The sequence below is a fragment of the Meridianimarinicoccus aquatilis genome (assembly GCF_004358675.1).
In the GTDB taxonomy this organism is placed as follows: Bacteria; Pseudomonadota; Alphaproteobacteria; order Rhodobacterales; family Rhodobacteraceae; genus Meridianimarinicoccus; species Meridianimarinicoccus aquatilis.
Map to the genome: position 1 here is coordinate 1 of NZ_SMZO01000050.1, position 25,762 is coordinate 25,762.

At 57.9% G+C, this 25,762-nt stretch carries 22 protein-coding genes; 10 read left to right on the forward strand and 12 right to left on the reverse strand.

Annotation, left to right across the window (positions count from 1 at the left end):
• Nucleotides 1–1,379: dihydrolipoyl dehydrogenase (gene lpdA, locus E2L05_RS16320; RefSeq protein WP_133343935.1), on the forward strand; the 1,379-nt coding region annotated here is incomplete at its 5' end.
• Nucleotides 1,380–1,517: 138 nt separating this feature from the next.
• Nucleotides 1,518–2,504 carry a DUF808 domain-containing protein gene (locus E2L05_RS16325; protein ID WP_133343936.1) on the forward strand — a complete coding sequence of 329 codons (987 nt, stop codon included), beginning with the start codon at nt 1,518–1,520 and terminating at the stop codon, nt 2,502–2,504.
• Between the two features lie 56 nt (nt 2,505–2,560).
• Here the strand turns inward: E2L05_RS16325 and E2L05_RS16330 are convergent, their stop codons facing one another.
• The 10 genes from E2L05_RS16330 to uxuA form a co-directional block, all read right to left on the reverse strand.
• Nucleotides 2,561–3,742 carry a phytanoyl-CoA dioxygenase family protein gene (locus tag E2L05_RS16330; protein ID WP_133343937.1) on the reverse strand — a complete coding sequence of 394 codons (1,182 nt, stop codon included), beginning with the start codon at nt 3,740–3,742 and terminating at the stop codon, nt 2,561–2,563.
• 132 nt (nt 3,743–3,874) lie between these two features.
• Nucleotides 3,875–4,921: an Ldh family oxidoreductase gene (locus tag E2L05_RS16335; protein WP_133343938.1), complete on the reverse strand. Its 1,047-nt coding sequence runs from the start codon at nt 4,919–4,921 to the stop codon at nt 3,875–3,877.
• Between the two features lie 120 nt (nt 4,922–5,041).
• Entirely contained in the window at nt 5,042–6,919 is a 1,878-nt protein-coding gene (locus E2L05_RS16340) for a CHASE2 domain-containing protein (protein WP_133343939.1), read from the reverse strand.
• Nucleotides 6,916–7,587 (reverse strand): FecR family protein, encoded by a 672-nt coding sequence (locus tag E2L05_RS16345; RefSeq protein ID WP_165971791.1) that lies wholly within the window; start codon nt 7,585–7,587, stop codon nt 6,916–6,918. The genes E2L05_RS16340 and E2L05_RS16345 overlap by 4 nt, the downstream gene beginning before the upstream one ends.
• Nucleotides 7,588–7,827: 240 nt before the next feature.
• Nucleotides 7,828–8,043 (reverse strand): hypothetical protein, encoded by a 216-nt coding sequence (locus tag E2L05_RS21160; protein ID WP_243722023.1) that lies wholly within the window; start codon nt 8,041–8,043, stop codon nt 7,828–7,830.
• 69 nt (nt 8,044–8,112) lie between these two features.
• Nucleotides 8,113–8,346 (reverse strand): redoxin domain-containing protein, encoded by a 234-nt coding sequence (locus E2L05_RS21165; RefSeq protein WP_243722024.1) that lies wholly within the window; start codon nt 8,344–8,346, stop codon nt 8,113–8,115.
• A gap of 115 nt (nt 8,347–8,461) precedes the next feature.
• Nucleotides 8,462–9,769 carry a TRAP transporter large permease gene (locus E2L05_RS16355; protein ID WP_133343941.1) on the reverse strand — a complete coding sequence of 436 codons (1,308 nt, stop codon included), beginning with the start codon at nt 9,767–9,769 and terminating at the stop codon, nt 8,462–8,464.
• Nucleotides 9,766–10,260 carry a TRAP transporter small permease gene (locus E2L05_RS16360; protein WP_133343942.1) on the reverse strand — a complete coding sequence of 165 codons (495 nt, stop codon included), beginning with the start codon at nt 10,258–10,260 and terminating at the stop codon, nt 9,766–9,768. Before E2L05_RS16360 ends, E2L05_RS16355 begins: the two co-directional genes overlap by 4 nt.
• An 80-nt stretch (nt 10,261–10,340) precedes the next feature.
• Complete coding sequence (locus E2L05_RS16365) at nt 10,341–11,342, reverse strand: TRAP transporter substrate-binding protein (RefSeq protein ID WP_133343943.1); 1,002 nt, start codon at nt 11,340–11,342, stop codon at nt 10,341–10,343.
• Nucleotides 11,343–11,655: 313 nt separating this feature from the next.
• Complete coding sequence (uxuA, locus tag E2L05_RS16370) at nt 11,656–12,873, reverse strand: mannonate dehydratase (protein ID WP_133343944.1); 1,218 nt, start codon at nt 12,871–12,873, stop codon at nt 11,656–11,658.
• Between the two features lie 105 nt (nt 12,874–12,978).
• Between uxuA and E2L05_RS16375 the strand changes: the two genes are divergently transcribed.
• Complete coding sequence (locus E2L05_RS16375) at nt 12,979–13,683, forward strand: GntR family transcriptional regulator (protein WP_133343945.1); 705 nt, start codon at nt 12,979–12,981, stop codon at nt 13,681–13,683.
• Nucleotides 13,684–13,757: 74 nt separating this feature from the next.
• A complete protein-coding gene (locus E2L05_RS16380) occupies nt 13,758–14,912 on the forward strand; it encodes an AGE family epimerase/isomerase (RefSeq protein ID WP_165971792.1) in 1,155 nt (384 codons plus the stop codon).
• A gap of 102 nt (nt 14,913–15,014) precedes the next feature.
• Here the strand turns inward: E2L05_RS16380 and E2L05_RS16385 are convergent, their stop codons facing one another.
• A complete protein-coding gene (locus E2L05_RS16385) occupies nt 15,015–15,581 on the reverse strand; it encodes a carboxymuconolactone decarboxylase family protein (protein ID WP_133343947.1) in 567 nt (188 codons plus the stop codon).
• A 101-nt stretch (nt 15,582–15,682) separates the two neighbouring features.
• Between E2L05_RS16385 and E2L05_RS16390 the strand changes: the two genes are divergently transcribed.
• Entirely contained in the window at nt 15,683–16,255 is a 573-nt protein-coding gene (locus E2L05_RS16390) for a TetR/AcrR family transcriptional regulator (protein WP_133343948.1), read from the forward strand.
• A gap of 108 nt (nt 16,256–16,363) precedes the next feature.
• Here the strand turns inward: E2L05_RS16390 and E2L05_RS16395 are convergent, their stop codons facing one another.
• Nucleotides 16,364–18,670 carry a PAS domain-containing hybrid sensor histidine kinase/response regulator gene (locus tag E2L05_RS16395; protein ID WP_133343949.1) on the reverse strand — a complete coding sequence of 769 codons (2,307 nt, stop codon included), beginning with the start codon at nt 18,668–18,670 and terminating at the stop codon, nt 16,364–16,366.
• A 152-nt stretch (nt 18,671–18,822) separates the two neighbouring features.
• Here E2L05_RS16395 and E2L05_RS16400 point away from each other — a divergent pair, with 152 nt between their 5' ends.
• From E2L05_RS16400 to E2L05_RS16420, 5 genes are all read left to right on the forward strand, one after another.
• A complete protein-coding gene (locus E2L05_RS16400; RefSeq protein WP_133343950.1) occupies nt 18,823–20,406 on the forward strand; it encodes a GNAT family N-acetyltransferase in 1,584 nt (527 codons plus the stop codon).
• Nucleotides 20,407–20,476: 70 nt separating this feature from the next.
• Complete coding sequence (locus E2L05_RS16405; protein ID WP_133343951.1) at nt 20,477–20,986, forward strand: hypothetical protein; 510 nt, start codon at nt 20,477–20,479, stop codon at nt 20,984–20,986.
• 63 nt (nt 20,987–21,049) lie between these two features.
• Nucleotides 21,050–23,614 carry a heavy metal translocating P-type ATPase gene (locus E2L05_RS16410; protein WP_133343952.1) on the forward strand — a complete coding sequence of 855 codons (2,565 nt, stop codon included), beginning with the start codon at nt 21,050–21,052 and terminating at the stop codon, nt 23,612–23,614.
• Complete coding sequence (gene cueR / locus E2L05_RS16415) at nt 23,611–24,015, forward strand: Cu(I)-responsive transcriptional regulator (protein ID WP_133343953.1); 405 nt, start codon at nt 23,611–23,613, stop codon at nt 24,013–24,015. Before E2L05_RS16410 ends, cueR begins: the two co-directional genes overlap by 4 nt.
• 194 nt (nt 24,016–24,209) lie before the next feature.
• Nucleotides 24,210–25,762 (forward strand): DEAD/DEAH box helicase (locus E2L05_RS16420; protein WP_133343954.1); only part of this gene is annotated, 1,553 nt, incomplete at its 3' end.

Below are 25,762 nucleotides of genomic sequence, written 5' to 3' on the forward strand. Positions count from 1 at the left end.
GCTACACGGCTGCGTTCCGCGCCGCGGACCTGGGCAAGTCGGTGATCTTGATCGAACGCTATCCGTCTTTGGGCGGCGTGTGTTTGAACGTGGGCTGTATCCCGTCGAAAGCGTTGTTGCACGTGGCCAAGGTGATTACCGAAGCCGAGGACATGGGCAGCCACGGCGTGACCTTTGCCAAGCCAAAGATCGATCTGGACGAATTGCGCAAGTTCAAGAACAGCGTAATCGGTCAATTGACCGGCGGTCTTGGCGGTTTGGCCAAGGCACGTAAGGTCACGACCGTTCAAGGCGTTGGCACCTTCACGGGTCCCAACATGATCGAAGTTGCGGGTGCCGATGGCACGACTACAACTGTTAGCTTTGATCAGTGCATCATCGCGGCCGGGTCTGAGCCGGTGAAGCTGCCATTCGTGCCCCATGACGATCCGCGCGTAATTGACAGCACGGGCGCGCTTGAGCTTGCGGATATTCCCGGCAAGCTGCTTGTGTTGGGGGGCGGCATCATTGGCCTAGAAATGGCCTGTGTGTACGATGCGCTTGGAACCAAGGTCACTGTGGTCGAGCTGATGGATCAGATCATTCCCGGCGCCGACAAGGATATCGTCAAGCCGCTTATGACCCGGATCAAGGGGCGGTACGACAACATTCTGCTCAAGACCAAAGTCACGGATGTGAAGGCCCAGAAGAACGGTCTGAAGGTGACATTTGAAGACGATAAGGGTGAAACGTCGTCGCAGATCTTTGACAAGGTTCTGGTTGCCGTCGGTCGTCGCCCGAATGGCGGAAAGATCGAGGCAGGCGCAGCAGGTGTCGCCGTCGACGAGCGCGGTTTCATTGCCGTGGACAACCAGCAGCGTACAAATGTTCCGCATATCTTTGCGATCGGCGATCTGGTTGGGCAGCCGATGTTGGCACACAAGGCCGTGCACGAGGGCAAGGTGGCCGCAGAGGTTTGCGCGGGTCACAAACGGGCGTTTGATGCGCGTGTCATCCCGTCGGTGGCCTATACCGATCCCGAAGTGGCTTGGGCCGGCGTGACCGAAACCGAGGCGAAGGCCAAGGGCATCAAGTATGAAAAGGGTGTCTTCCCGTGGGCGGCATCGGGCCGCGCGCTATCCAATGCGCGCAGTGAAGGGCTGACGAAGTTGCTGTTTGATCCGGAAGACGACCGTGTCATCGGCTGCGCCATCGTTGGGACCAATGCAGGCGATCTGATTGCCGAAGCTGCCTTGGCGATTGAGATGGGGGCAGATGCGGTTGATCTTGGGCACACGATTCACCCGCACCCAACCCTGTCAGAAACCGTGAACTTCGCGGCCGAAATGTTTGAAGGTACGATCACGGACCTGATGCCGCCGAAGAAAAAGAAGCACTGAGGCATAGTAGACCGAAGGTTTTGGGGGCCGTACGTTTCCACTGCCGGAAAAAATACTGACTCAAAGACGCACGGCGCTGGACCCATCCGGCGCCGTGCGCGTTTATAGTGCTATAGGACTTGTGTGAGGGTGTAAGATATGGCTTCTGGATTGCTGGCGCTGCTCGATGATGTTGCCGCGATTGCCAAGGTGGCAGCTGCGTCGATTGATGATGTCGGATCAATGGCAATTAAAGCGGGCGCCAAATCCGCCGGCGTTGTGATCGACGATGCGGCCGTGACACCGCGCTATGTGGTTGGCTTCAGCGCCAAACGCGAGCTGCCTATCATTTGGGCCATCACCAAGGGATCATTGCGCAACAAGCTGTTGGTGTTGTTGCCGGGGGCCTTGTTGCTTGGGTTTTTCGCGCCTTGGGCAATCACGCCATTGCTGATGTTTGGAGGGCTGTTCTTGTGTTTCGAGGGGGCCGAGAAGGTCGTTGAAACAGTGTGGCACAAAGGCCATCACGACGGGGCGCATGGTGGAACGACGGCGACCAACCCGCCCGGTACGCCGGCAGATTTGGAAAAAGCCCGAGTCGCGTCGGCGATCAAGACAGACTTCATTCTCTCTGCAGAGATTATGGCCCTTACCCTTTCTTCCGTGCCAGAAGCCGGGTTTTTGCAGCAAGCGGCAGTACTTGCAATTGTTGCCGTTGGCATCACCGCGCTTGTTTACGGTGCCGTCGCAGTGATTGTGAAAGCCGACGATGTTGGCGTGGCGATGGCTGACCGTGACGGCACACTGATCCCTGCATTGGGGCGCGGGATCGTCCGGGCGATGCCCGGTCTGCTCAAGGCGCTGACCGCCATTGGAATGGTCGCGATGTTGATGGTCGGTGGCGGCATCCTGCTGCACGGTCTGGAGGTTCTCGGCGTGCCGTTGCCGCAGCACTTGGTGCACAACATTGCGCATTTGGTTGCCGGTATCCCGTCCGTTGGAGTCGCACTTGAATGGATAGTGAATGCGGCTTTGACGATGGTGATTGGCTTTGTCATTGGCGTGGTGCTGATCCCGATTGTGACCAAGGTCGTCATTCCCTTCGTCAGATTGTTCACGCGCCGCAAGGCGGATGGTGACGCCTGAGCCTCTGGTTGAGCGCGTGCCTTTTGCGGGGCGCGCTCTGCTCGACGGCTTGCGCGTCAGGCCAAGCGCTTTGCTTTCATGTGATCAAGATGGGCGGAGAAACTCTCAGGGGTCAGGTTTTCTGCCAAGGCGCGCATGAAGAACGCGGCTTGTGTTTCCGGGGCGAGGCCGCCTTTTGGTGGGTCACGATCAAGGTTGGTCGGAAAGGAATACCCCTCGGCTGCGGCGGCAATTGCGGCGGATAGTTCCGCGTCAGTGTGCCGACCTTCCCGCTTTACGCGCAGGGCGTGGGGAAACAGCAGCTTGCAGATCTTATGTCGATCAATCGTTTCCATCGCGCGGCCAAATGCGGATGAGACCTGCAGCAAATTCACCATCCGATGTATATTCGTGCTGCTGTTTGCGCCGGCTGCATGGAACAGTGCCGGGCTAAAGAAAAGGGCGTCGCCCTTGGCCAACGTCAGTTGCACATGGCGGTCGTCAAACACCGCCCGAAAGTCATCGCGGCGCCATGCGGCATAGCCCGGGCGGTAGGCTTGTGAGAAGGGGAGCAACTTTGTCGGGCCGCTGTCCAACGGCATATCGCAGTGCGCGATGCCGCCCTGCAACGTTAAAATCGGCGAGATGTCATGTACATGCGCAGGGTAAGCCGCGCTGACCTGTGCAGACTGAAAACCCAGATGGTAATCCCTGTGCACTTGTTGTGCCGCCCCGCCAGGGTGCACAAGATTGATCTGTGCAGTCATCTGATAGTTCGGCCCAAGCCAAGCCTCGCACACGGCAGCGATTGCAGTGTTTGCAAAGTAGGTCAGGAAGACCTCGGGCGATGCTTCGCACAGCTTTTGCAGGGAATTCCATATTCGGTCATTTGCCCCTGATGCTGCAAAGTGATCCCCGCCGCCGCCTGCCTCACGCTTTTCTCGCGCAATGATTGCCTGATAAATCGACGTGGCTTCATCCAGTATGTTGGTGTCCGAATACGCGGATTTCAGAACAAGGACGCCGGGGCCGGTGTTCAGGACTGCGGCCCATTCGGCCATAAGTCGTCGTCGCGGTTCTGGGTCGTCCAATGCAGGACGAAGCGCGTGCATATCGTAGATCGGGATGTTCTTTTCGACCGCGGCGGCGTGCTGAACCTGCGCAGGGTCCGGGGACTGGTCAATTAAGGCTGTAAAGTCTGATATCTGGCATTCTGAAGGGTCATAGTACCCCTTGTGACGTACATTGGCGCCTTTCATAGCAAGCCTCCCAGTTTTGCATAACGGCCCCCAGACTTCGTTGAATTGGACCAATGGCTTATCGTTAGCACACAAACCCAAGACTTGTTTTCAAGAAAGGTGTCCCGCCATGTGCCTGCTACTGAACGCTCTTCAGACTACTGGCTTCAGGTTCAGCGCGCGGGCCAGTTCAGAAAAACTATCAGCTGTCACCGGGTCTAAAGATATGCCGTTCTTGCGCCGCTCTAGCGCGACAGCCCACTCGCGATCCCCCGGTGCCATGACGGTGCGGCCCTGCTGCGCGGGCGATGTGCGGAGCAATTCAAGGTAGCGGGTGATCCCGGCCTGGACCAACTCGGCGCCTGCGAAGGCTGCTGGGTCCAGAACGGCAACGAACGCGCCCATTCCGCGTGGCGTGCTGAAATCTGGGCCTCCCATAGGGTCGATGTCCGGCGAAAGTTTCATCCCCGTCAAAACCGCCGAGAACAGTTCTGCGACGCCGCCAAGTGCCGCGCCCTTGAACCCGAACATGCCGCCCAATGGCGCCAGCATTGCAGACAGGTTGGGGTCGGTGACATCGGTGCCGTTTTCGTCGGATGCAACGCCGTCGGGCAAGGGTGTCCCGGTTGATCGGTACAATTCTACTCGGTTGAACGGTACCGCACTTGTGGCCATATCCAGCAGCCATGGGTTGCCGGGGGCAGGGCATGCGACGCTGATCGGGTTTGTGCCGTGAAACCGTTCTGCCCCGTCGTGCAGGCGCACAAAACTGTCACTGTTGCAGGTGACCAGCGCGAGCATGCCCCGCTGCGCGGCGCGCAACGCATAGGCGCCGGCAGGTCCGAAATGCGATGAACGTGTGATGCCGACAGCGCCAATTCCCGCCTCGCCTGCCAAAGTGCAGGCATGATCGATTGCGGCATATGTGGCCCGCGCGCCCTGTGCATTGTCGCCGTCCAACAGCCCAGTTCCGGCGCGGGTGCGTTTGAATTGAATTTGAGGCGTTTTGTTAAGCCGTCCGCCTTTCAGGCCGCGCGCATAGTGACCAAGCAGGCGCACCCCGTGGCTATCAACCCCATGAATAGAGCCATGCATCATCGAGTCCGTGCAATCGCGGGCCGTTTCGGCATCGGCGCCAAAACCGCGAAGTACCAATTGGCAGAAGGTCGTCAACTCATCGACTTTAACGGGTTTGGCCATGTTTCTTGTCCTTGAAATCACATGCGATTGGAACTGGTATACCGATGTTAGCGGCGGACTTCATTGCAAAATTACGCGGTTGCACCAGCGCTACTTAGGGTCGATGAAAAATCCCGGTTCTTATGAGTTGGCGTGAAGCCGGGTGCCGCCGGGCGGCTCGCCGATCCATATGGTTTCGGTGCCATCACGGCCGCGTAAGGCTTGGGCAGTGTGCTGCGAGAGACCGGCATCTTTCGCCCAATTCAGAGTGGCGGCACTGCTGTCGATCAAAAGGCCGGACAAGGCCAGTGACGCCTTGTGCGCACGCGCGACTTCTTGCAGGCGACTGGCCGTGTTCACGACATCGCCGCTGACGGACAGTTGGCGATGCGCCGCGCCGCCCAAAACACCAAGTTGCACCAGACCAGTGTGCCCTCCAACCCGAATGCCAAGGCCTGGCCAATTAGGATTGTTGTCCACAGCGGTGTAGAGCCTTTCGATAAAGGCAAGGGCATGCTCCGCGTCGTCCGGGCCAGAACGAGGGAGCCCAAAAATAACCAAAGCTCCGTCGCCAGCGAAATGCGCAATCATTCCGCCACACGGGTGCGCCGCGTCTTCGACCAACTGATGGAACATGGACAGGAACGCTTCGGTGCGCCGAGGGCCGAGATGTTCGGCGAAGGTCGTGAAACGGGCAACATCGACGAACATGGCAACGGCATGCTGCGGGGCTTGGTTCACCAGAGGGTTGGCATCGGTTGCAAGCGCCTCGACCAGATTGGCAGGCTGATATCGAGCAAGGTTCACCGTTCTGCGCCGCTGATCCAGTCGGCGCAGTCCCGCGCCAATGCTGGCGCCAAGGGCGAGAGCCGCAAACACCGTGGTTGCGTCCAGCCACCATCCCGCCAGGAAGCCGGCCTGCAAGATCGCTGCAACACAGATTGCAATTGCGAGTGTAGCAGCGGCTGCAACAAGCGGTCTGGCTATCCCGGCAGCGCCAAACCCAGCGATTGCGGCGAGGCCCGCGACCAGCGCGCTGCCCATCCACACGGGCGTATCCCGGCGCAAGAGGGGGCCGTTCAGCAGGTTAGCGGCAAGGGTTGCGTGCGCCTCGACCCCTGGCAGTGCTGGATCAAATGGGGTGGTTTGCCGGTCGCCAAATCCGACGGCAGTCGCCCCAATGAACACTGTCTTCCCTTGCAGATCGGCCTGTTCGATAGAGGCTGCGGAGTGCGTGGGAATAGTACCGCGTGGGCCGTAGAAATTCAGAGGGATGGTGCCTTTGAAATCAAGCGGAACAGCGATGCTGCCAAGGCCCAGTTCACCGCCAACGCCACTTGCAGGCACCAGAAGACGCGCCTGAGTGGCGTCTTGGCGCGCGATAAGGGCTGCAATTGATAAGCCCGGCAGAACCGTCATTCCATCCGCGGTCTTCAATGCAAGAGCTGGTGACATGCGCCGCAAAGCCCCATCGCCGCCATGCTTTACAGTAACGTGACCGAGGTTTGCCGTTTCTTGCAAAACAGCAGCGGGCAGTAGTGCCGGTAGAGGATCAAGGGGTGGAGGTCCCGCCACCATTGCAAAGCCGCCAGGTGCGAAAAGTTGGGGCGGAACCGCCGCGACATCGGCTTCGGCAACACCAAGAACAGAAGCACCGCGTTTCAACGCGGCGGCGAGAGCGATGTCCCCGGCCTTGGGTTCGACCAACAAGAAGTCCAACGCGATGGAGCGCGCGCCTGCGTCCCAGATGGCCGAAACAGCGTCAGCGATAGCGGAACGCGGTGGCGGAAACGTGTTGAGCTGGGCCATTGCCGTATCGTCAAATGTAACGATTGCCACAGAGGCCGGAGGAGGAAGTGGGCCGCGCAATGCGAACCGCGCATCCAAAAGCTGCCCTTCGATCCCCTGCCAGAACCCGCCCCGCTCACCGGGATGCCACATGGCAATCACGAGCGCGCCTATGAGCGTTGCAAGCAGTCCCCCCAGACGTTCCCGAGCTAGCCGCCGGTTTGGTGTCACCAGTCCGGGCCAAGAAGAGTGGCGAACATATCGATCCGTCCTTGCCCCCACTGTTTTATCGAACCGGGTTCGCCCGTGTTCGTGACGTCGATGCCGTCGCCAGGTTTGAGCATGACAGTTTGATCTGACGCACCGACAAACACAAAGCCATCACGGGCAAAAACAGCGGTGGCGCGGTCTTGAACGCGCATGGCCCACTCGGTTGATCGCACGGCCGCCACGGCTGACGGTGTGCGTACCTGTACGCCGTCGCCGCCGGTCTTTCCGAAAAGAAATCCCGCGATCCCATCCATCAGGCGCAGGCCGAATGGGCGTTCTGCACCGTCCAGCAAACCCGATACGGTCAGGGTGCTGTCCGGGCCCAGAACCACTTCCAGCCCGTCGGGGCAGGTCAGGGTCACGCGCGTGTCGGCGCCGGTGCTTAGTGTTGCATTGCGGCCTATGCCAAGGCCGGGTGTTGCCACGTGGCTTCCGGCACCGCGGGCGGAAATCGTGGCATCGCCGTCAACCCTGTGAACGACACAGGCTTCAGCAGGCTGTGCATGTACCGCGTGTGTGCCGCCCGTGAACGCCGCCCCAAAGGCAATGACCCCTGCTGCAATATGCAGGGCAGTTCCCCTCAAAGGCACTGATCGCACGTAGAAATTTCCGGTATGCTCATGTTTCATTCCCATGTTCTGCCGAAGCAATGGCATTGCGTCAATGCAGGTTCGTTGCATGCAGATCGGTGGTCACCCGCTTTCAGCGGCGAAACCCTTTGATGGGGCCAAGTGAAAAGGCGAAACCTTTGGGTTTATCGAGACGGCGTTGGAAGGGGTACAGGGCTTGCGAAAGGCGTGTATATAAATCAGGTGAGCCGCGAAGGGCAGGCCATAGGTTTCCCTTCGCCCGCCCAACCGATATGCGGCTTAAGCGGTGCCTCGCACGGGGCGGTCTTTGTCGATGTTGAACTTCATCCCATCCAACAATTCTTCCAGATCAGGTCGCGCGGCCGGCCCGTTCGAGATATCAACCAGCATCAACGTGCCGTCGGGGCGAAGTGCAAACGCGCCTGGCTCTGCGAATAGATCTGTTGTCTCAGCTTCTGACAAGGGCTCTGACACATAGAGTCCCAGCGCGCGCATCTGCGGAACCGTCAAGCCATAGCAAAGATCGAAATTCCAACCGAATTCCGCCTTGTTTGCGAGCGCCTTTTATTCGGTGTCGCCCGAGACGACCACGACGTCTAGGGTTTCGGTCCAGGCGGGCAAAACGGCGTTGAGCTTGTTCAAAAAGCGTTTGCATCGCGGGCAGTGCTTGCCCCGATACACGAACAGCATTGTCCAACGGTCTTTTGGGGCACCTATTGATATGGACGTGTCCGCCCCGGCAACCGCCAGGTTCATTTCGTCGACGCGTTCACCGACACGAGGTTTAGAGTCACTCATGAAAACTCCCTGTTTGTTGAGGATATTGTAATTTCTTCAGCCATTAAGATGGCATCCACAGTGGGCATGTAAAATCCATTTTCAGTGATGTCCAACTTGGGTGGCTACCTCAGGATCAAAGCGAAGACGGCAACAGCATCCGCGGCAACCACAGAGCGATTTCAGGAAACAGCATGACCAAGATCAAGATTATCAGCATCGGGATCAAAATGATCACGACATCGCGAATGACTTGTATCACATTCAGTCCGCCGATCGATGCGGATATGAGCAAACACAATCCGTAGGGCGGAGTAACAAGCCCAAACGCCAGCGAAATGATCCCGATCATCGCGAAGACAACTGGATGAATGTCTGCGGCTGCGGCCACTGGCATCAAGACGGTTCCGAGAATGATAATCGTTGGGATGGCATCGATGAACAGTCCGAAGAGAAGGAACAACAGGGCGATGATCAACATCGTCTCGAAGGGGCCGGCATTGAGTTGCGTAAGCATTTCCACGATCAGTCGCGGCACTTTATAGAAGGCCAGCAACCAGCCGAATGCGGTTGCGGTTCCGATCGCGAACAGTGAGATGGAAGCGAAGCGACCCGTGTCGTAAAAGATATGACCGAGGTCACGAAAGCTTACTGTGCGATAGACGAACAGCCCGAGGATCATCGCGTAACCAGCGGCAATTATGGCACTTTCAGTTGGGGTTACAACCCCGCCAATGATTCCGCCAACAACGAATACCGGGGTCAGAAGCGCAAGAATGGACCCGCGAAATGCGGTCCAGAAACTGGAAAGAGTCGGGCGTCCGGCGACCGGATAATTGTACACTTTCGCATAGACGAATACCGTGCTCAGCAGCGCAAAACCAATCAGCATTCCGGGGATGGCCCCGGCCAGAAACAACGCCCCAACCGAGATTTGCATCACACCGCCCCACACGACCATCAAGATGCTGGGAGGGATGATGACGCCCATCACCGATGAACACGCAGTGATGGCGACGGAAAACCGTGTGTCGAACCCTTCGCGTTGCATAGCGGGGATCAGAATTTTTCCGCAGCCGGCCGCATCCGCAGTCGATGACCCGGAAATACCTGCGAACATCATGGAAACCATGACATTCACGTGGCCCAAGCCACCCGGCATCCACCCAGTCATCTCTCTTGCAAGAGTGATCAGTCGATCTGTTATCTTGCCAGAATTCATCAAGTTGGCGGCCAGCAAGAAGAATGGCACTGCAAGAAGGATGAAGGAATTGTACGACTGGAACATCCGGTCCAGCAAAATGAAGGGGGTCAGGCGCAGGTCGAGAACCACCAGCGGCATCGTTGCCAAGCCGAGTGCAAACGCGACGGGAACACGCAAGATGACCAGCATCAGGAAGCCGCCCACCAATATGGCGCAGGCCAACCCGGTTGAAACGATCATTGTGCTGCGCTCCTTTGAAGGCGGTACGTCTTGAAGAGTTCTGACAGTCGATAGGCGGCGAATACCGCCCAGCCTGCGCCGGCGATAGGAACCGAGATGTGCGTCCATGCCATGTTGGCCCGAAGCATCACGGAGTTTTGGATAGCGCCAAATTTTGTGTATTCGACCCCGTACCAGGCGAAAAATACGCCGAAAATAATGATCAGAACGAGAACAAGGCCCTGTTGAATCAGGGCGCCCAAGGCGGATTTGGCCTCAGGAATAACTTCGACATTGAAATGCGTGTTGTCCCAAACAGCGATCATTGATCCGATCATGACGACCCAGACAAAGATGAACGTCGCGAGTTCTTCGGTCCACAGATAGACGGGTATGATGCCGGTGTAGCGCGCCAGGACCTGCGCGGCGACGGGGATGGCCAAGGCGAAAGTCAAGACCCCGATCAGCACACGAAGCCCAAGACACACACGTTCGAGTATTGTGCCGATCATGTCGGTTCCCTCTGTCTCTGGTTTACCCATGCGCAGGTGTCGACCACGCCAGGATTGCCCGGCGTGGTCGTTGTTCTGTCTTACTTGGCGCGGATCGCAGTCAGCAGATCAGTTGCACCAAGTTCCGCCGCGTAGGCGTCTTGAACTGGGATCGAGAGCTCAAGAAGCTTATCGCGCTGAGCAAATTCAGAAACGGTGATTTGACCCGCATCTGCCATTTGCTGCAATTTCAGCGCGTCTTCCGAGCTTTCGATTTCGCGGCCGGCGGCTCCGGCAGCAAGACCCGCTTCAAGGACAATTGCCTGAAGGTCCTCGGGAAGCTTGCGGAAGGTTTTGCCGCTCATCACCAGGGGGCGCACTGTGATGGCGTGCTTGGTCAAGGTGATGTTTGGCGCAACTTCGTAAAACTTGAGGTTCTGGATTGAAGCCGCTTCGTTTTCAAAGCCCGCGATGACACCGGTCTGAATGGCGTTGTAAACTTCGTTATAGGCAATGGCAGAAGGTGCTGCGGTGATTGCCGAGAAAATCTTGGCTTGGATCGGCGCACCCATCACACGCATCTTGTGACCACCCAGTTCATCCATGTTGGTGATCGGCTCAGCGGAGGCCAGATTGCGCGTGCCGCCGCCGGCGTACCCAATGACCTTGATGTCTGCGGCTTCGTACAACTTGTCTTCAAGCGGTTTCAGCACGTCCGACGACAGGACCGCGTTCCAGTGATCCAGATCGCGGAACAGGAACGGCATATCCATGAGCGGGATGGACGGGGCGAACACGGCCATGTTCGATGGCGCCATCACGGCATAATCAATGGCAACACCTTGTTGCAGGAACGTGACGAAATCGCTCTCATCGCCAAGTTCACCGTTCAGGTGCATCTCGAAGGAAATCTCGTCGCCATACGCTTCGCCGACCAGACGTTCAAATTCACGCAATGTCTTGGTATACGCGTGGTTTTCGTCGAACAGGCTTGCGGCACGCAGAGTGATCTCTGCTGAACCGGCAGTGGCCGTGATCGCTGTCAGCGCTGCTGCCATCGCCGTGTACTTCACCCCGGCGAATGTTGACGTCAAATAGCTCATATCGTCCTCCCAGACTTTGGTTCTGCGGAAAATCCGCATCTGCGCCGATAAACCGATGTAACGGGCTTGGCGGCATATTATGATCCGTGTTTCGATGCCGAACCTTGGCAGGTCGACCCGATCTTCGTCAAGGTAAAAAGAGCACTAAGATACTGAAAATAAACAAAAATAATGCAAGCCAGAGTCACGCCAGGCGCGACCGTTTCGCATCTTTCGTCCCAACTCATAGGTTAGATTGGTGCGTGTTAGCTGTAGTGGTCGAGTGCCCCCATGTTAGCCTTGCTGAGTTTGTTGGAGCGTTTTGCTGTCGGTCTCATGCGCTGCGTCTCACCTCTGCATGTTCAAGTGCTGTCATGATCCCGCGCAACTCGGCCAACCCTTTCAGGCGGCCAATCGCGGGGTAGCCGGGCTGAGAGGTGCGACCCAGATCATCCAGAATACTCTGGCCATGGTCCGGTCGAAACGGAATGGAGGCATCTTCCCGCCCCGCAGCCCGGCGTCTACTTTCTTGGCGAAGGATCGCGGCAACAAGAGCAACCATATCCGTCACCCCGCCAAGGTGCTCGGCTTCGTGAAAGCTGCTGACAATTGCATCACCTTCGCGTTGAACGTTGCGCAGGTGTATGAAATGGACCCGGTCGCCAAGGCGGTCCATCATTGCGGGTAAGTCATTGTCCCGCCGCGCGCCTAACGATCCGGAACACAACGTCACCCCGTTGGACGGCAAATCAACTGCATCCAGTACATGTTGATAGTCCGCTTCGGTGGACATAATCCGCGCAAGCCCAAGCAGCGGAAAGGGCGGGTCATCGGGGTGACAGCAAAGGCGCAGCCCAAGTTTTTGAGCGTGCGGCGCAACCTCGGACAGGAAGTCGATCAAATGTGTGCGCAGCGTGTCTGCTGAAATGCTGTCATAAGCCGCCAGATGCGCGCGCACATCATCAAGCGTCAAATGCTCTGCCGCGCCAGGCAATCCGCAAACGGCATTCTTGGCGAGTTCGGCGCGGCGACTTTCGGGCATGTCGGCGAACCGACGGCTAGCTTCCTCATTCACATGGTCGGGGAAGCTATCAGCAGCGCCCGCGCGTTGCAGGATGTGAATATCAAAGGCTGCGAAATCAATGAGATCGAACCGCATGCAGGTTGCGCCATTGGGTAGCCGATGGTTCAGGTCTGTCCGCGTCCAGTCCAGCACTGGCATGAAATTGTAGCAAACGATCTTTATCCCAGCCGCAGCAAGGTTCGTCAGGCTTTCCTTATATGCTGCGATATGAGTTTTCCAATCGCCGGTCTGGCGTTTGATGTCTTCGGAAACGGGAAGGCTTTCGACGACTTCCCATTCCAGATGAGAAGCCGCGCCGTCTTTCATCCGGGAAATATCATTTTGGCGACGCGAGATTTCTTCCGGCGACCAGACAACGCCGGGCAACAGGTGATGCAACGCAGAGACGACACCTTCGACGCCAGCTTGGCGCATGTCATCAATCGAAACCGCATCATTGGGTCCGAACCATCGCCACGTCTGTCGCATGAAGCCTCCCAACTCCAAATCTCTCAGCGCAAACTGGCATACTTCCATACATGTTGACAAGTATGGAAGTATGCCAGACGCTAAGTGATTGGAGGAGTTGCCCAAATGAACGTGCCCAAACGGCTGGACAGGCTTGCCCTAGACGGGGCCGTCGCACCGCAATTGCATGGACTGCTCCGGGATCGCATCGTTTCTGGTGAATTGAGTCCCGGACAGCGCGTATCAGAGACAGAGTTGGCAAAGGCCTATAACGTGTCGCGTCAACCCGTCCGAGAGGCGTTCATCAAGCTGGCTGAAGAGGAGTTGGTGGATGTGCGGCCGCAGCGGGGGACTTTCGTACGCGCCATTTCTGTTCAAGCAGTTCTAACAGCTCGGTTCGTTCGCGAAGCGGTGGAGGCAGACCTTGTGCGCCGCGTGGCCCACCACGCCAATCCGGCAATCGTCGCCAAACTTGACGATCAGCTTGAGCTTCAGCGCGAGGCAACAAAGGCGGATACCGCGACAGAGTTTACGATCCTCGACAAGGCATTTCACCGTCTGCTTGCGGAATTTGCCGGTCAGCCTGAGGTTTCTGCGCACCTGCAAGCTCAAAGCATTCACATAGACCGGGTACGGAATATAGGCGCCCGGACCTTTTCGCTGGAAAAGCTCTTGGTCCAGCATAGGGCAATCGTCGATGCAATCAGGGCCGGGGATGTTGCGGCTGCGGAGCAGGCCATGCGGCTGCACTTGCGTGAAATCAACAATGATCTGCCTCGGATCGTCGAGGCCAGTCCACACTATTTTGAAGGTATCGAAGCGCTCTTATGAAGACGACACAAACGGGCGCTACAGGCCCTATTTCGAAAACGTACCCAACTGATGAGGCCTCCGCGCAGGACTGTGTGAACTGGTTTTGGGCTGATTTTTTTCCAGCATGGACGACACGCGCTACTGACCCGGCCGGGCTGGGGTATTTTGACCTTATGGACGGGAATGGGGTGCCGCAAGCCGAGCGGAAAACAGCCTTGGCGCAGGCGCGTTTGCTCTTCACGTTTTCGCATTTGGCGCTTTTGTCGGGGGATCCAGCCCACAAGGCTGCCGCCGAAGTCGCCCGAACTGCGTTGTCTGCTTTTCGAAAGCCATCTGGGCTGTATTGTCGTGCGCTGGCCCGCGATGGCGCCCTGCTTGAGGAAAAAGACGCTCAACTTGCAACTAGCTACGACCAGTGTTTCGTGATCCTCGGTCTGTCGACTTGGGGCAAACTCAGCCCATCAGTCGAGACAGCAGCCGAATTGGAGGACTGCTGGAAGGCGATCATGAACCTTCTGGTGGACCCGGTTACGGGGCTCTTGCTGGAGCATGATGGTCTCGATGAGCCCGCTGCGGCATCTGCGCCACGCCGCGCGCAAAATCCGCACATGCACCTTTACGAAGCTGCGCTCCAGGCGTTCGAAGTGACGGGTGATGGACGCTGGATGGAGCGGGCTAAGTCTATTCGCGCCAAGGGCTTGGAATATTTTTTTGATGTGAAAACCGGCACTGTCGCTGAGTTCATTGCGCCCGACTTGTCTGAGTTGCGGGATTACGAGGGAAGTCGGCGCGAAATTGGTCACCAGTGCGAGTGGGCTTGGCTATTGACGCGAGAGGTGGACTTGGGCGGCGATCCTGAGATGCAGAATGTTGCCGCGCGGCTTCTGGATTTTGCCGACCGCCATGGCTTTGCCGCTGACGGTGCTATGCAAGGCGCAGCGTTTGACGCAGTTTCCACGGACCTGAAACGCATCGAGACTACGTTCTTGCTATGGCCACAGACGGAAGCAATCAAAACCTATGCGATCAGGAGCAATGAGGAAGATAATGGCGTGAAGGCAGAGGCGCTTACTCGGCTGATATTCCAGCGCTATTTCGCTGGACGCCCTGCGTTTGTGAATCAGCTCGATGCGGATGGCCAAGTCATTTGGGCGGATGGGTTGAGCCGGTTGCACTATCACTTGGTCTTGGCGCTGACGGAAGGTGCGCGCGCAGGGCTGTGGGCAAACCCAACATCGCGAAGCTGAAAGGATCGTCGCGGAGTTTAAGAGACGTCAGTAAATTGCTGATCTTATTGGGCGACACCAATAGAGGGTCGCCCAATCGCCAAGGTTTGTCTTAATCTTCGATCAGACTTCCAAAGGTGAGTCGCCGCGTTCCCATAAAAGTGAATGAAAAACTTCATCTACAGGAGTTTGCGCGACGTGGTTAATGTAATTTGACATCGTTTTTTGGGCCAATCCAAGGATCACATCCAACACTGCCCGATGACCGTAGCCCGCTTCGAAGAAAGCGTTCATTTGCTCGTCTGATACGTTGCCGCGTGTGCGGACCATTTGCACGGTAAAGGTGCGCAGAGCCTCCAGTTTTGCATTGGGCAGCGGTGTTTCATTTCTGAGCGCTTCGGTGATTTCGTCCGAAACTTTCATCATTTTCGCTATGCCTGTGTGGGCAGGCACGCAGTAGTGGCATTCGTTTTCAACGTTGATCGACTGCCAGACAACGGTCAATTCATCGGCGTCAAAGTCCGTCTCTGTGAACAGTTTGTGCAGCAGTTGATAGGCTTCATAAGCCTGAGGGCTTTCGGCCAGAACCTTGTGCAAGCCGGGCAGGCGACCGAATGCTCTTTGCGAGTTTTCCAGCAACGGCTTGGAGGCTTCTGGGGCAGTGGTCAGGTCGTGTGAGGGGAATGCCATGTCAGGTGTCCTTAAGAATTTTGCGTGTTTCTGTCATCTAGGCTTTATTGAGTGATCACTCAAGTATATAATTGAGTGAGTGCTCAAATATTGGTGATCTCATGCCGCGCAAGCCGAACTATGATCGTGATGACCTGATCGCCCGCGCGCGTGACCTGTTTTGGCGGCGCGGCTGGGCGGGAACGTCCTTGAAGGATCTCGAGTCGGAACTGAAAATGAAGCCGGGGAGTTTCTACGCAGCCTTCGGGTCTAAGGATGCGCTGTTCGAACTGGCTTTGCAGAAATATGCGTCTGATGGTGCTGCGCGGCTGAATGCGTTGGCGGAAGAATTCGGGCCGCTGAGCGCGCTTCAACGACTGCCGGAAATGGTCATCGACAATGATCAGGCCCCGGCGAGGGCGTGCATGTTATCCAAGACACTGCTTGAGTTACAGTCACATGCCCATCCCCTTGCCAAAAAGGCTGACGAAAAACTTCAGCTCATGGAAGCGCAGTTTGCGCAGCTGTTTATGCGGGCTCAGGAGATAGGGGACGTCGCGCAAGATCGTGACCCGAAATCGCTGGCTAGAAAGTACCAGTCCGACCTGTTGGGCCTCAGAGTGTCAGCAGAACGAGACGGGGTAGACGCAAAGTCCATCGCCGCCGATATTGCAGAGGGTCTGGCACGGCTGTGAAAGAATTGATCCTGTGATTTATCCAGAATGTGGGCAGAGGGCTGCTTCCCAGACGTGTTTTCGATCAGCACATTGGGTCAGCGTCAAAGATGTGTCTGGCGACGATCGCTAGGTACCGTCTTCCGTAACCGCACCAGCCAACAGGGTTGGCTCTGCTAGATTGCGCGCGCGGGCCACAGCTGACAACTGCTCAAGAAGTTGTGGGCGGCGCACGGGTTTGGAAAGAAATCCATCCATGCCCGCCTCACTGCATTTTTCCCGATCAGTATCAAAGGCATTCGCTGTCAGGGCGATGATCACCGGTTGTTCGATGTGTTGAAGACGGATTGCGCGTGTCGCCTCAAGGCCGTCCATCCGTGGCATAGACATGTCCATGAACACGACGTCGGGCGTATGTGCCAGTGTCATATCCAACGCTTCCTGTCCGTCTTCTGCGAACAGCGTTGTCAGGTGCACAGAACCAAGAACCTTTTCAAGCAGCATCCGGTTGATGGCGTTGTCGTCTGCGACGAGGACGCGCAATTCTCTTGGCGGGGCGATGTCCTCGTTGATGGTGGTCACGTCTGGGGCGCTCTCTCGTGATGTCGTCGGGGTTTCGGGGTCCGCGTCAGCTGCATAGCCCAAATGAACAGAAACAGTGAAAATCGATCCCTCTTCCGGGATAGACGTGGCAAAGATATCGCCCCCCATTAATTTCGCGAGTTTCTTGGAAATGGTCAATCCCAACCCAGATCCACCGAACCGGCGCGTAGTTGTCGTTTCGGCTTGTGTGAAACGGTCAAAAACGTGCTCAAGCATTTTGGCGTCAATTCCGATGCCGCTATCGGCAACAGCAATGGTCAGCACATATCCGCGATCGGTTTCTTCGCATTCAGCCTGCACCCGAATGTCGCCCTTGGACGTAAATTTGACGGCGTTTCCAATCAAGTTGAGCAGGATTTGCCGTAACCGCCCCGCATCGCCCATGACCATCTTTGGAAGATCGTTGCCCTTTTCGAATCTCAGTTCGAGACCCTTTGACATCGCTTCGGTTTGAAACAGGCGAACCACATCGGCTATCGCGGTCGCCGGATCAAAGCGAATTGGTACGATGTCGAGCTTGCCGGCCTCCAGTTTTGAAAGATCGAGAATGTCGTTGAGAATGCTCAACAGGGCCTCGGCTGAGCTTCGGATCGTTTCGGCGTAAAGCTGTGACTGCGAGTCCAGTTCAGCTTCGCACAGAAGTTCTGCCATGCCGATCACGCCGTTCATCGGCGTTCGGATTTCATGACTCATCGTGGCAAGGAAATCAGACTTGGCTTGCGCGGCGAGTTCCGCGGCTTGTTTGGCCTTTGCTAATTCGCGGGCATAGGTTTTTGCGGCGGTAATCTCGCGTTCGATCGAGATGATCATTTCGACTTTGTTGTCAGCATTGACGATGGGAACCAGGTTGACCTCAACCCACATTTCCCGGCCTGTCGCGGTATAGTTTATGATTTCGTCCCGGTGCGCGCGCCCTTCACGGGTGGCCAGGTCAATTCGCGCGACAGCATCTGGATTAGTGCGCGGCCCGTGCAGGAATTCACTTGGTTTGCGGCCGCTGATCGTTGACAAAGAATACCCTGTTTGCTGAGAAAAGGCCTTGTTGACCCACACGACCCGCCAGTCAGGCGAAGTTATCAGAATGCTGTCATTTGCATGCTGCGCCACAAGGGCAAGTTTACGGGTTTCCAACTGCTGTGCCCGCAACTCAGTCGCATTCTTTGCAAGGGCGGTTTGCCGTTCAAGAAGGGCGCGTGTCGTGTCCTTTTGCTTTTTGTGCACGTCCGAAAAGAACTTTATGAGGACATAGGTAACATACCCCATAATGCCGACGCCAAAAAGGTCGTGCCCGAAATAATAGGTTTGTTCGACAACCAAATCATAGCCAAACAAGACGAATGGCGTAAGGCCATAAACCGCAAGGCGTGCCACGGTTGCCTGCCGGTGGAAGGCGATCACCAGCCCGGCGTTCATGGCCGCCGCAGTCAGATACGCCAGTGCAAAAAACGTTGTTGACCCATCGTCGTCTGTCACCCAAGCCAAAATAACGCAGCAAGAAATGCTCAGGGCCTGCAAGGCGGCGGTAATAGAGCTGTTTCGGCGCAGCGGTGCATCCGCTGCACCCTTTTGCAGTTTTTGTAGAAGGTGCCGCAAATAAAGGCAGTCAACAGCTTCGCCGATCAGCGCGAATACAACGCTCAAGGCCCCGACCCAAGGTGCATTCAGAATGCCCAGCGAAATGGCTCCTGCTGCCGTCAGGATCTGCCGTGTTCCAAAATTGGATATCCGCCCGCGAGCATACCGGATCAGCAGGCCCCGCGGCGTATGGCGCGCTTCGAATGCTGCCAGGTTTTCCGTGGCGCGCTGTGTTTCTTCGCTCGATCCATCTGCCATTATCAAACTGTACCGCGCGCTTTAAAAGGTCGGCCCATGCGGCACGCCAGAGTTGAAGATATTTGCTTTATTCCCCTTGTTGGCATGTTGTGTGCAAGGCTGTACTGCGCGACCTGTCGCACACTGCGGCGGCATCTTGTTGAGGATCCAATATGACAGACACGCCCAAAAGACCGTCTGACCGCGCAGGATCGCCTGCTGCAGGCGCGAAACTCGAAATCAGAACCGCGACCGCCGCCGATGTTCCGGGGATCGTGGATCTGTCGCGTCAGGTTTATGCGGATCAAGGCCCCTACACTCATGGTCAGATCATGGGCCAGATCAATGCGTTTGCGCAAGGCACGTTTGTTGCACTTTATGACGGTCAAGTAGCTGGTTACGCGGCAACCCTGCGTGTGAGAGAGGCACGCGTGATGGCCCCGCATACATGGGCGGAAATCACCGGCGCAGGGTATGCGAGTCAATTCAATGCGCGGGGCGACTGGCTTTATGGGATCGAAGTCATGGTCGATCCGGCGTTTCGCCGTCTGCGTTTGGGCAAACGGCTTTATCAGGCGCGCGAACGGCTGTGCAGCGACCTTGGGTTGCGGGGTATTGCGTTTGGCGGCCGGCTACCGGGGTTCAAGCGCCATCGCAAAACCTATGCCGATCCCCAAGCCTATATTGATGCGGTGCGCAACGGGGCTTTGCGCGACCCGGTAATGAGCTTTCAGATGAAATCCGGGTTCATGGCGGACCGGGCGTTACCTGGATACGCGCCCGAGGATGTCGCATCTGGCGGTCACGCGGTGCTAATGTTGTGGCGCAATCCCTATTTTGCCGAGGATGACGCGGTGCAACCGGTCACCCGCACCGACCCAGACATGATGCGGGTTGCAGCCGTGCAGCTTCAGGCGCGCACGCTCAGCACGATTGAAGAGTTTTACGCCAACGTGGACTACTTCGTGAATATTGCGTCGGAATACGGTGCAGATTTCGTAGTCTTTCCAGAACACTTCACTTTGCAATTGCTGTCTTGCGAGGACCGTGAACTGCCCCCGGAAGAGGCAATCCAACGCACATCTGAGCATACTGCGGATTTCGTCGAGAAACTCCGCGCCATGGCAATTGGCCGTGCGATCAACATCGTCGGTGGCAGCCACGCAACGGTGACAGAAGATGGCGACATACATAACGTGTCCTACGTGTTTTTGCGGGATGGTACGGTGCATACACAGGAAAAGCTGCATCCAACCCCGGACGAGAAATCAAGCTGGCACATTAAGGGCGGTGACAGTGTTGATGTGATTGACACCGATTGTGGCCCGGTGGGTGTACTGATCTGTTATGATAGCGAATTTCCCGAAGCCGCACGTCGACTCGCCGATCAAGGCGCGCGTGTGGTGTTTGTTCCGTACAACACCGACACCCGGCATGGGCATTTGAGGGTGCGCTATTGCTGTCAGGCAAGGGCTGTTGAAAATCAGTGCTATGTGGTCACCGCCGGCATGGTTGGAAACCTCGACAATGTGTCGAATATCGACATTCAATATGCCCAGTCGGCGATCCTGACGCCGTGTGATTTTCCGTTTGCCCGCGACGGCATTGCGGCCGAAGCCAGTGAAAATGTCGAAATGATCATTGTTGCGGATCTTAACCTCGCGACTGTGCAATGGGCACGCGCACAGGGGTCGGTTCGCAATTTGCGCGATCGACGGTTTGACTTGTATCGCACACGCTGGTCGGATGGCGGGTAGGATAATCCAAGTGTACACCGAAATGGCACAGCTCTGCACCGCAGATCAGCACAACTGAACGAGGCGATAGATGTCCGATAAACCGCTCAACCACCTAGCGCGTCTCGATACGCGGTTGCACCAGACCCGAAGTGGCGAGGGCCATAGCTTACCAGACGATACTGCCGCAGCGATGCCGCCCCCACAGCCGGGGCCATCGTCCCAATCCGAACCCTATGGCACCTCTGAGCCCGAGCCGCCGACAATCGATGCTCTTCTCAAGGGCAGCGATTGGGAAGCGCGTCTTGCGGATGCCCGCGCCCGCCGTGCCGAAGTTCTGGCCGCGCGTGCGCAAACCGCCGAACAGCACGTCGCAGAACCGGATCCAGAGGCAGCGCCCATTGTAGCTGAGTCGACTGTGGCTGAGCCAGCCGAGACAGCCGTTGCCGAAATACACGATGCGGCATCCGCGCAGATGGCCCGGTTGAAAACAGAAGCGCCGGGAGAAGTGGCGAATCGCCCACCCCCGCGTTGGGGTCTGGTGGTGTTCATTCTGGCCCTTTGCGTTGGGGCATTCGTCGCCGTGGAGTTTTATCTTTAAGCATGCCTTGACCTTCCAGTAGTGGGAACCCCTATCTAGTGGGCGGGCTCGAAAGGATCAGACATGTCAGGGCAAACAGCCACGAGTGCGCAAGCGTCTGGAAGTGATGCAAACCACGTGATTTCGGTGACTATTGACGGACTGTCCTGTGCCGGGTGCGCGGGCAGGGCGCAGCGCGCGCTTGCGGCTACACCGGGCGTCGTTGCGGCAGAGGTCAATCTTGCCACCGAGAGTGCGCGCCTGACCGTCTGTGATCCTGAAGCTGTGCGCGCAGCAGCGGCCGCGCTGACCGAAGCGGGGTATCCCGCGCGCCGCGAACGGATCACTCTAAAGCTCGATAACCTGTCGTGCGCGTCCTGCGCGGGCAGGGTAGAGCGCGCATTGCTTGAATTGCCAAGTGTTCTTGAAGCTCAGGTCAATCTGGCGACGGACGAGGCGCAGGTGACGGTCTTGTCCGGCGCATCGGACGCCAAGCTGATCGCGCAGGCGGCCACGCAGGCAGGCTATCCCGCCACGCTAAACAGGTCCGAGCAGAACGAAATGCCGGGCGCGCGCAAATTGGCTGATGCCGAAGAACAGCGGCGCAAGACGATTGTGGCGGCCTTGATCGCGGCTCCCGTTGTCGTTCTGGAAATGGGTGGGCATCTGTTGCCCGGTTTTCATGCGTGGATTGGCACCACCATAGGGCATCAGGCAAGCTGGTTTATTCAATGGGTTTTGGCGACTGTGGTTCTTGTTGGGCCGGGCCGTGCGTTTTACGTCAAAGGGTTTCCGGCCCTCCTTCGCGGTGCCCCGGATATGAACAGCCTTGTGTCGGTCGGGACTTCGGCGGCCTATCTCTTTTCTGTGGTGGCCACCTTTGCGCCGACACTGCTGCCCGTCTCCGCGCGCGCGGTGTACTTTGAAGCCGCCGTTGTGATCGTCGTCCTGATCCTTGCAGGGCGCTGGCTTGAAGCGCGGGCAAAAGGCCAAACCGGGGCGGCTATACAAAGGCTGATGGGGCTGCGGCCCCAGACGGCTCGCGTGCTGCGCGGCGCAGCGGCGCAGGATGTGCCGCTGGATCAGATTTTGGTGGGCGATTTGCTGTTGGTTCGACCCGGCGAGCGGATTGCGGTTGATGGTGAGGTCACTGAGGGCCGCTCGCAGGTCGATGAAAGCATGATGACGGGTGAGCCGCTTCCAGTCCTCAAGGCGCCGGGCGATATCGTCACTGGTGGAACCGTCAACGGAAGCACCGGCAGTCTGACATTTCAGGCCACGCGGGTCGGGGGCGATACGGCATTGTCCCAGATCATCCGCATGGTGCAAGAGGCGCAAGGCGCGCGCCTGCCGATCCAAACGCTTGTGGATCGCATCACCCTTTGGTTCGTCCCGGCCATTCTTGCCGTCGCAACCTTGACCGTTGCGGTGTGGCTGATTTTTGGGCCTGATCCGGCGCTGAGCCAGGCTTTGGTTGCCGGTGTGTCGGTGTTGATCATTGCCTGCCCTTGCGCGATGGGTCTTGCGACGCCGACATCGATTATGGTGGGGACCGGGCGCGCCGCCGAGCTTGGGGTTTTGTTCCGCAAGGGCGACGCCCTGCAAGCGTTGCATGGAGTGGATGTGGTCGCATTCGACAAAACCGGCACATTGACCGAAGGCCGCCCGGCGCTGACCGATGTGCATCTGGCGGGCGGTGTCGCCCGAGAGGCCGTTCTTAGCGCCGTTGCCGGACTTGAATCGCTTTCAGAGCATCCCATTGCCCAAGCGGTCGTGTCGGCTGCACAGTCCGATGGTATCGCGCCGGCTGACGTAACAGAGTTTACGGCGCATCCCGGTTTTGGTGTGTCGGGCTGGGTTTCCGGCAAGCAAGTCTTGGTTGGCGCAGATCGGTTTTTGAACCGTGAGGGCATTGCCATTGGGGATTTTGGCTCACATGGCGCGGCGTTGGCACAGCAAGGGCGCACCCCAATCTATGCAGCGATTGGTGGGCACATGGCAGCGGTTCTGGCAGTGGCGGACCCTGTAAAGCTGTCTGCGGCGCCGGCCGTTGCGGCGCTGCAAAGCCTCGGCTTGCGAGTTGCGATGATCACGGGGGACAATACGGCGACGGCGCGGGCCATTGCGGCGCAGGTCGGCATCGATGATGTGGTGGCCGAGGTGCTGCCCGCCGGAAAGGTTGCCGCGCTTGAGGCGCTGCAAAAGGGCACAGAACGTGTCGCGTTTGTTGGGGACGGCATAAACGATGCCCCCGCTTTGGCGGTAGCTGATGTCGGCATCGCCATTGGAACCGGCACGGATGTCGCGGTAGAGGCCGCCGACGTCGTGTTGATGTCTGGCGACCTTGGCACTGTGGTGTCTGCTTTTGATATATCAGGTCGCACGTTGCGCAATATCCGACAGAATTTGTTCTGGGCGTTTGGGTATAACGTGGCGTTGGTTCCTGTGGCTGCAGGGGTTCTTTATCCTGCCTTCGGGTTGATGCTTTCACCCATGCTCGCGGCTGGGGCAATGGCTCTGTCGAGCGTTTTCGTGATTACAAATGCGCTCCGGCTGCGCCGTGTTCGGGCGCGCGGCAAGCCACCGGCTCCGCCCTCTGGCGGTCTCGCGTCGCGCCCTGGATCGTCGCCGCAAGGATACCCGGCATGAATATTGGTGAGGTCTCTTCCCGCGCGGGCTTGCCAGCCAAAACGATCCGCTATTACGAAGACATCGGCCTTGTACGGCCACCGCGCGGCGCGAACGGGTATCGCCACTTTCGCGAGGCTGATCTTCACAAACTGGTTTTTCTGGGGCGCGCCAGATCGCTCGGCTTCAGCATCGAAGACTGTCGAGGCCTGATGGCCCTGTACGAAGACCGAGCACGGGCAAGCGCCGATGTAAAACGCATCGCTGAGGATCATCTGCACCGCATTGACCGTAAACTGACGGAACTGGGCGCAATGCGGGATACGCTTGCACATCTCGTGCGCTCATGCGCCGGGGATGAACGCGCAGACTGTCCGATCCTGGCTGATCTCGCCGGGCCAGATGCCGGGTCCCCGCTCTGATCTGACTGGCAAAGCCTGTGCCTTCAATGCCGCAGCGCAGCTAAAGCGAAGGGAAATCTGTGCTGCCCTCTCGACAGAACCGATGCAGAGGCGTACACGCAGCTTTTCGGGTCTGTCCAGCATGGGAGCGGGTGGGACCTTTCAGGGTCAAGCGCGCCGGGCGCGACCCGCTCAAATGCGAAAGACATCAAAATATGATCGAGACCTTGCAGCAGGCGCTTGCCGAACGCGGCTATGAAACCCTGACTGACGTTCAAAACGCCGTCAACGACCCTTCGCTTAGCGAGTCGGACCTTTTGGTGTCGGCCCAAACCGGGTCCGGCAAGACGGTGGGTTTTGGCCTCGCCATAGCGCCAACCATTTTGCCGGACACAGGACGGTTTGACCGGGCCGAGGCCCCTTTGGCGTTGGTGATCGCGCCCACGCGAGAACTGGCGTTTCAGGTCATGCGCGAACTGTCTTGGCTCTATGGCAAAGCTGGCGCGGTCGTTACCACTTGCGTGGGCGGCATGGACATGCGCGATGAACGCCGGGCCTTGGACCGCGGCGCACATATCGTCGTGGCAACGCCCGGACGTTTGCGCGACCACATCCAACGCGGATCGGTTGATTTGTCCGGCCTGCGCGCCGTGGTCCTGGACGAAGCCGACGAAATGCTTGATCTCGGCTTTTCCGAAGATCTGGAGTTTATCCTCGCCGCCGCGCCGGATGATCGTCGTACCTTGATGTTCTCGGCCACTGTGCCGCCCGCAATTGCGTCGCTGGCGAAGAAGTACCAGCGCAATGCGGAACGGGTTCAGGTCACCGGGGGCAAAGGCCAGCATGCTGATATCGCCTATCAGGCGTTGTCGGTTGCACAGGCCGACGCCGAAAACGCGATTATCAACGTTTTGCGGTTTCACGATGCGGAAAACGCCATCGTCTTTGGTAACACGCGCGCCATGGTGGCCCGGCTGGCAGCACGCTTTGCCAATCGCGGGTTTGCCACGGTCGCCCTGTCCGGCGAGTTGAGCCAGACGGAACGGACCCATGCGCTTCAGGCGATGCGCGACGGTCGGGCGCGTGTTTGCGTGGCGACGGATGTTGCGGCCCGCGGGATCGACCTGCCGGGTTTGGATCTGGTGGTGCATGCCGAATTGCCGTCGAACCCGGAAACCCTGTTGCACCGCTCTGGCCGCACCGGCCGGGCCGGGCGCAAGGGCATCAGCGCGCTAATTGTCCCGCCAAAGTCGCGCAAAAAGGCAGAGCGAATTCTGAAATTTGCCAAACTCACCGCAGAATGGACAACTGCGCCATCGGCGGATGATATCCTGAAGCGGGACGAAGAGCGGCTTTTGACAGATGCGTCCTGGTCCGACCCTTTGAACGAAACCGAGGCGGAATTCGCCGGACGGTTGATGGAGAAATTCACTGCTGAACAGATTGCGGGGGCGTATTTGCGGCTCTATCGCAAGGGCGTATCTGCGCCTGAAGATCTGGGTGCACCTGATGCGGCCGGTGCGCCGCGCCCGCCGCGCGAATTTGGCCCAAGCGTTTGGGTGTCCATTCCGGTTGGTCGGTCCGAGCGGGCAGAGCCGCGCTGGTTGTTGCCGCTTTTGTGCCGTGCCGGCAATATCGACAAGAATGCAATCGGCGCGATCCGGGTCCAGGAAAAGGAAAGTTTCGTCGAGTTGTCGCAACCCGCGATGGACGGGTTTCTCAAGGCGCTTGGCCCTGACCGGACGCTGGAAGATGGTATGGTGCTGAC

Excerpts from the sequence above, each read along its gene's own strand:
- E2L05_RS16325 (WP_133343936.1), top strand. The coding sequence starts at position 1,518 with ATGGCTTCTGGATTGCTGGCGCTGCTCGATGATGTTGCCGCGATTGCC.
- E2L05_RS16330 (WP_133343937.1), bottom strand. The coding sequence starts at position 3,742 with ATGAAAGGCGCCAATGTACGTCACAAGGGGTACTATGACCCTTCAGAA.
- E2L05_RS16335 (WP_133343938.1), bottom strand. The coding sequence starts at position 4,921 with ATGGCCAAACCCGTTAAAGTCGATGAGTTGACGACCTTCTGCCAATTG.
- E2L05_RS16345 (WP_165971791.1), bottom strand. The coding sequence starts at position 7,587 with ATGAAACATGAGCATACCGGAAATTTCTACGTGCGATCAGTGCCTTTG.
- E2L05_RS21160 (WP_243722023.1), bottom strand. The coding sequence starts at position 8,043 with ATGCGCGCGCTGGGACTCTATGTGTCAGAGCCCTTGTCAGAAGCTGAG.
- E2L05_RS21165 (WP_243722024.1), bottom strand. The coding sequence starts at position 8,346 with ATGAGTGACTCTAAACCTCGTGTCGGTGAACGCGTCGACGAAATGAAC.
- E2L05_RS16355 (WP_133343941.1), bottom strand. The coding sequence starts at position 9,769 with ATGATCGTTTCAACCGGGTTGGCCTGCGCCATATTGGTGGGCGGCTTC.
- E2L05_RS16360 (WP_133343942.1), bottom strand. The coding sequence starts at position 10,260 with ATGATCGGCACAATACTCGAACGTGTGTGTCTTGGGCTTCGTGTGCTG.
- E2L05_RS16365 (WP_133343943.1), bottom strand. The coding sequence starts at position 11,342 with ATGAGCTATTTGACGTCAACATTCGCCGGGGTGAAGTACACGGCGATG.
- uxuA (WP_133343944.1), bottom strand. The coding sequence starts at position 12,873 with ATGCGACAGACGTGGCGATGGTTCGGACCCAATGATGCGGTTTCGATT.
- E2L05_RS16375 (WP_133343945.1), top strand. The coding sequence starts at position 12,979 with ATGAACGTGCCCAAACGGCTGGACAGGCTTGCCCTAGACGGGGCCGTC.
- E2L05_RS16385 (WP_133343947.1), bottom strand. The coding sequence starts at position 15,581 with ATGGCATTCCCCTCACACGACCTGACCACTGCCCCAGAAGCCTCCAAG.
- E2L05_RS16390 (WP_133343948.1), top strand. The coding sequence starts at position 15,683 with ATGCCGCGCAAGCCGAACTATGATCGTGATGACCTGATCGCCCGCGCG.
- E2L05_RS16395 (WP_133343949.1), bottom strand. The coding sequence starts at position 18,670 with ATGGCAGATGGATCGAGCGAAGAAACACAGCGCGCCACGGAAAACCTG.
- E2L05_RS16400 (WP_133343950.1), top strand. The coding sequence starts at position 18,823 with ATGACAGACACGCCCAAAAGACCGTCTGACCGCGCAGGATCGCCTGCT.
- E2L05_RS16405 (WP_133343951.1), top strand. The coding sequence starts at position 20,477 with ATGTCCGATAAACCGCTCAACCACCTAGCGCGTCTCGATACGCGGTTG.
- E2L05_RS16410 (WP_133343952.1), top strand. The coding sequence starts at position 21,050 with ATGTCAGGGCAAACAGCCACGAGTGCGCAAGCGTCTGGAAGTGATGCA.
- cueR (WP_133343953.1), top strand. The coding sequence starts at position 23,611 with ATGAATATTGGTGAGGTCTCTTCCCGCGCGGGCTTGCCAGCCAAAACG.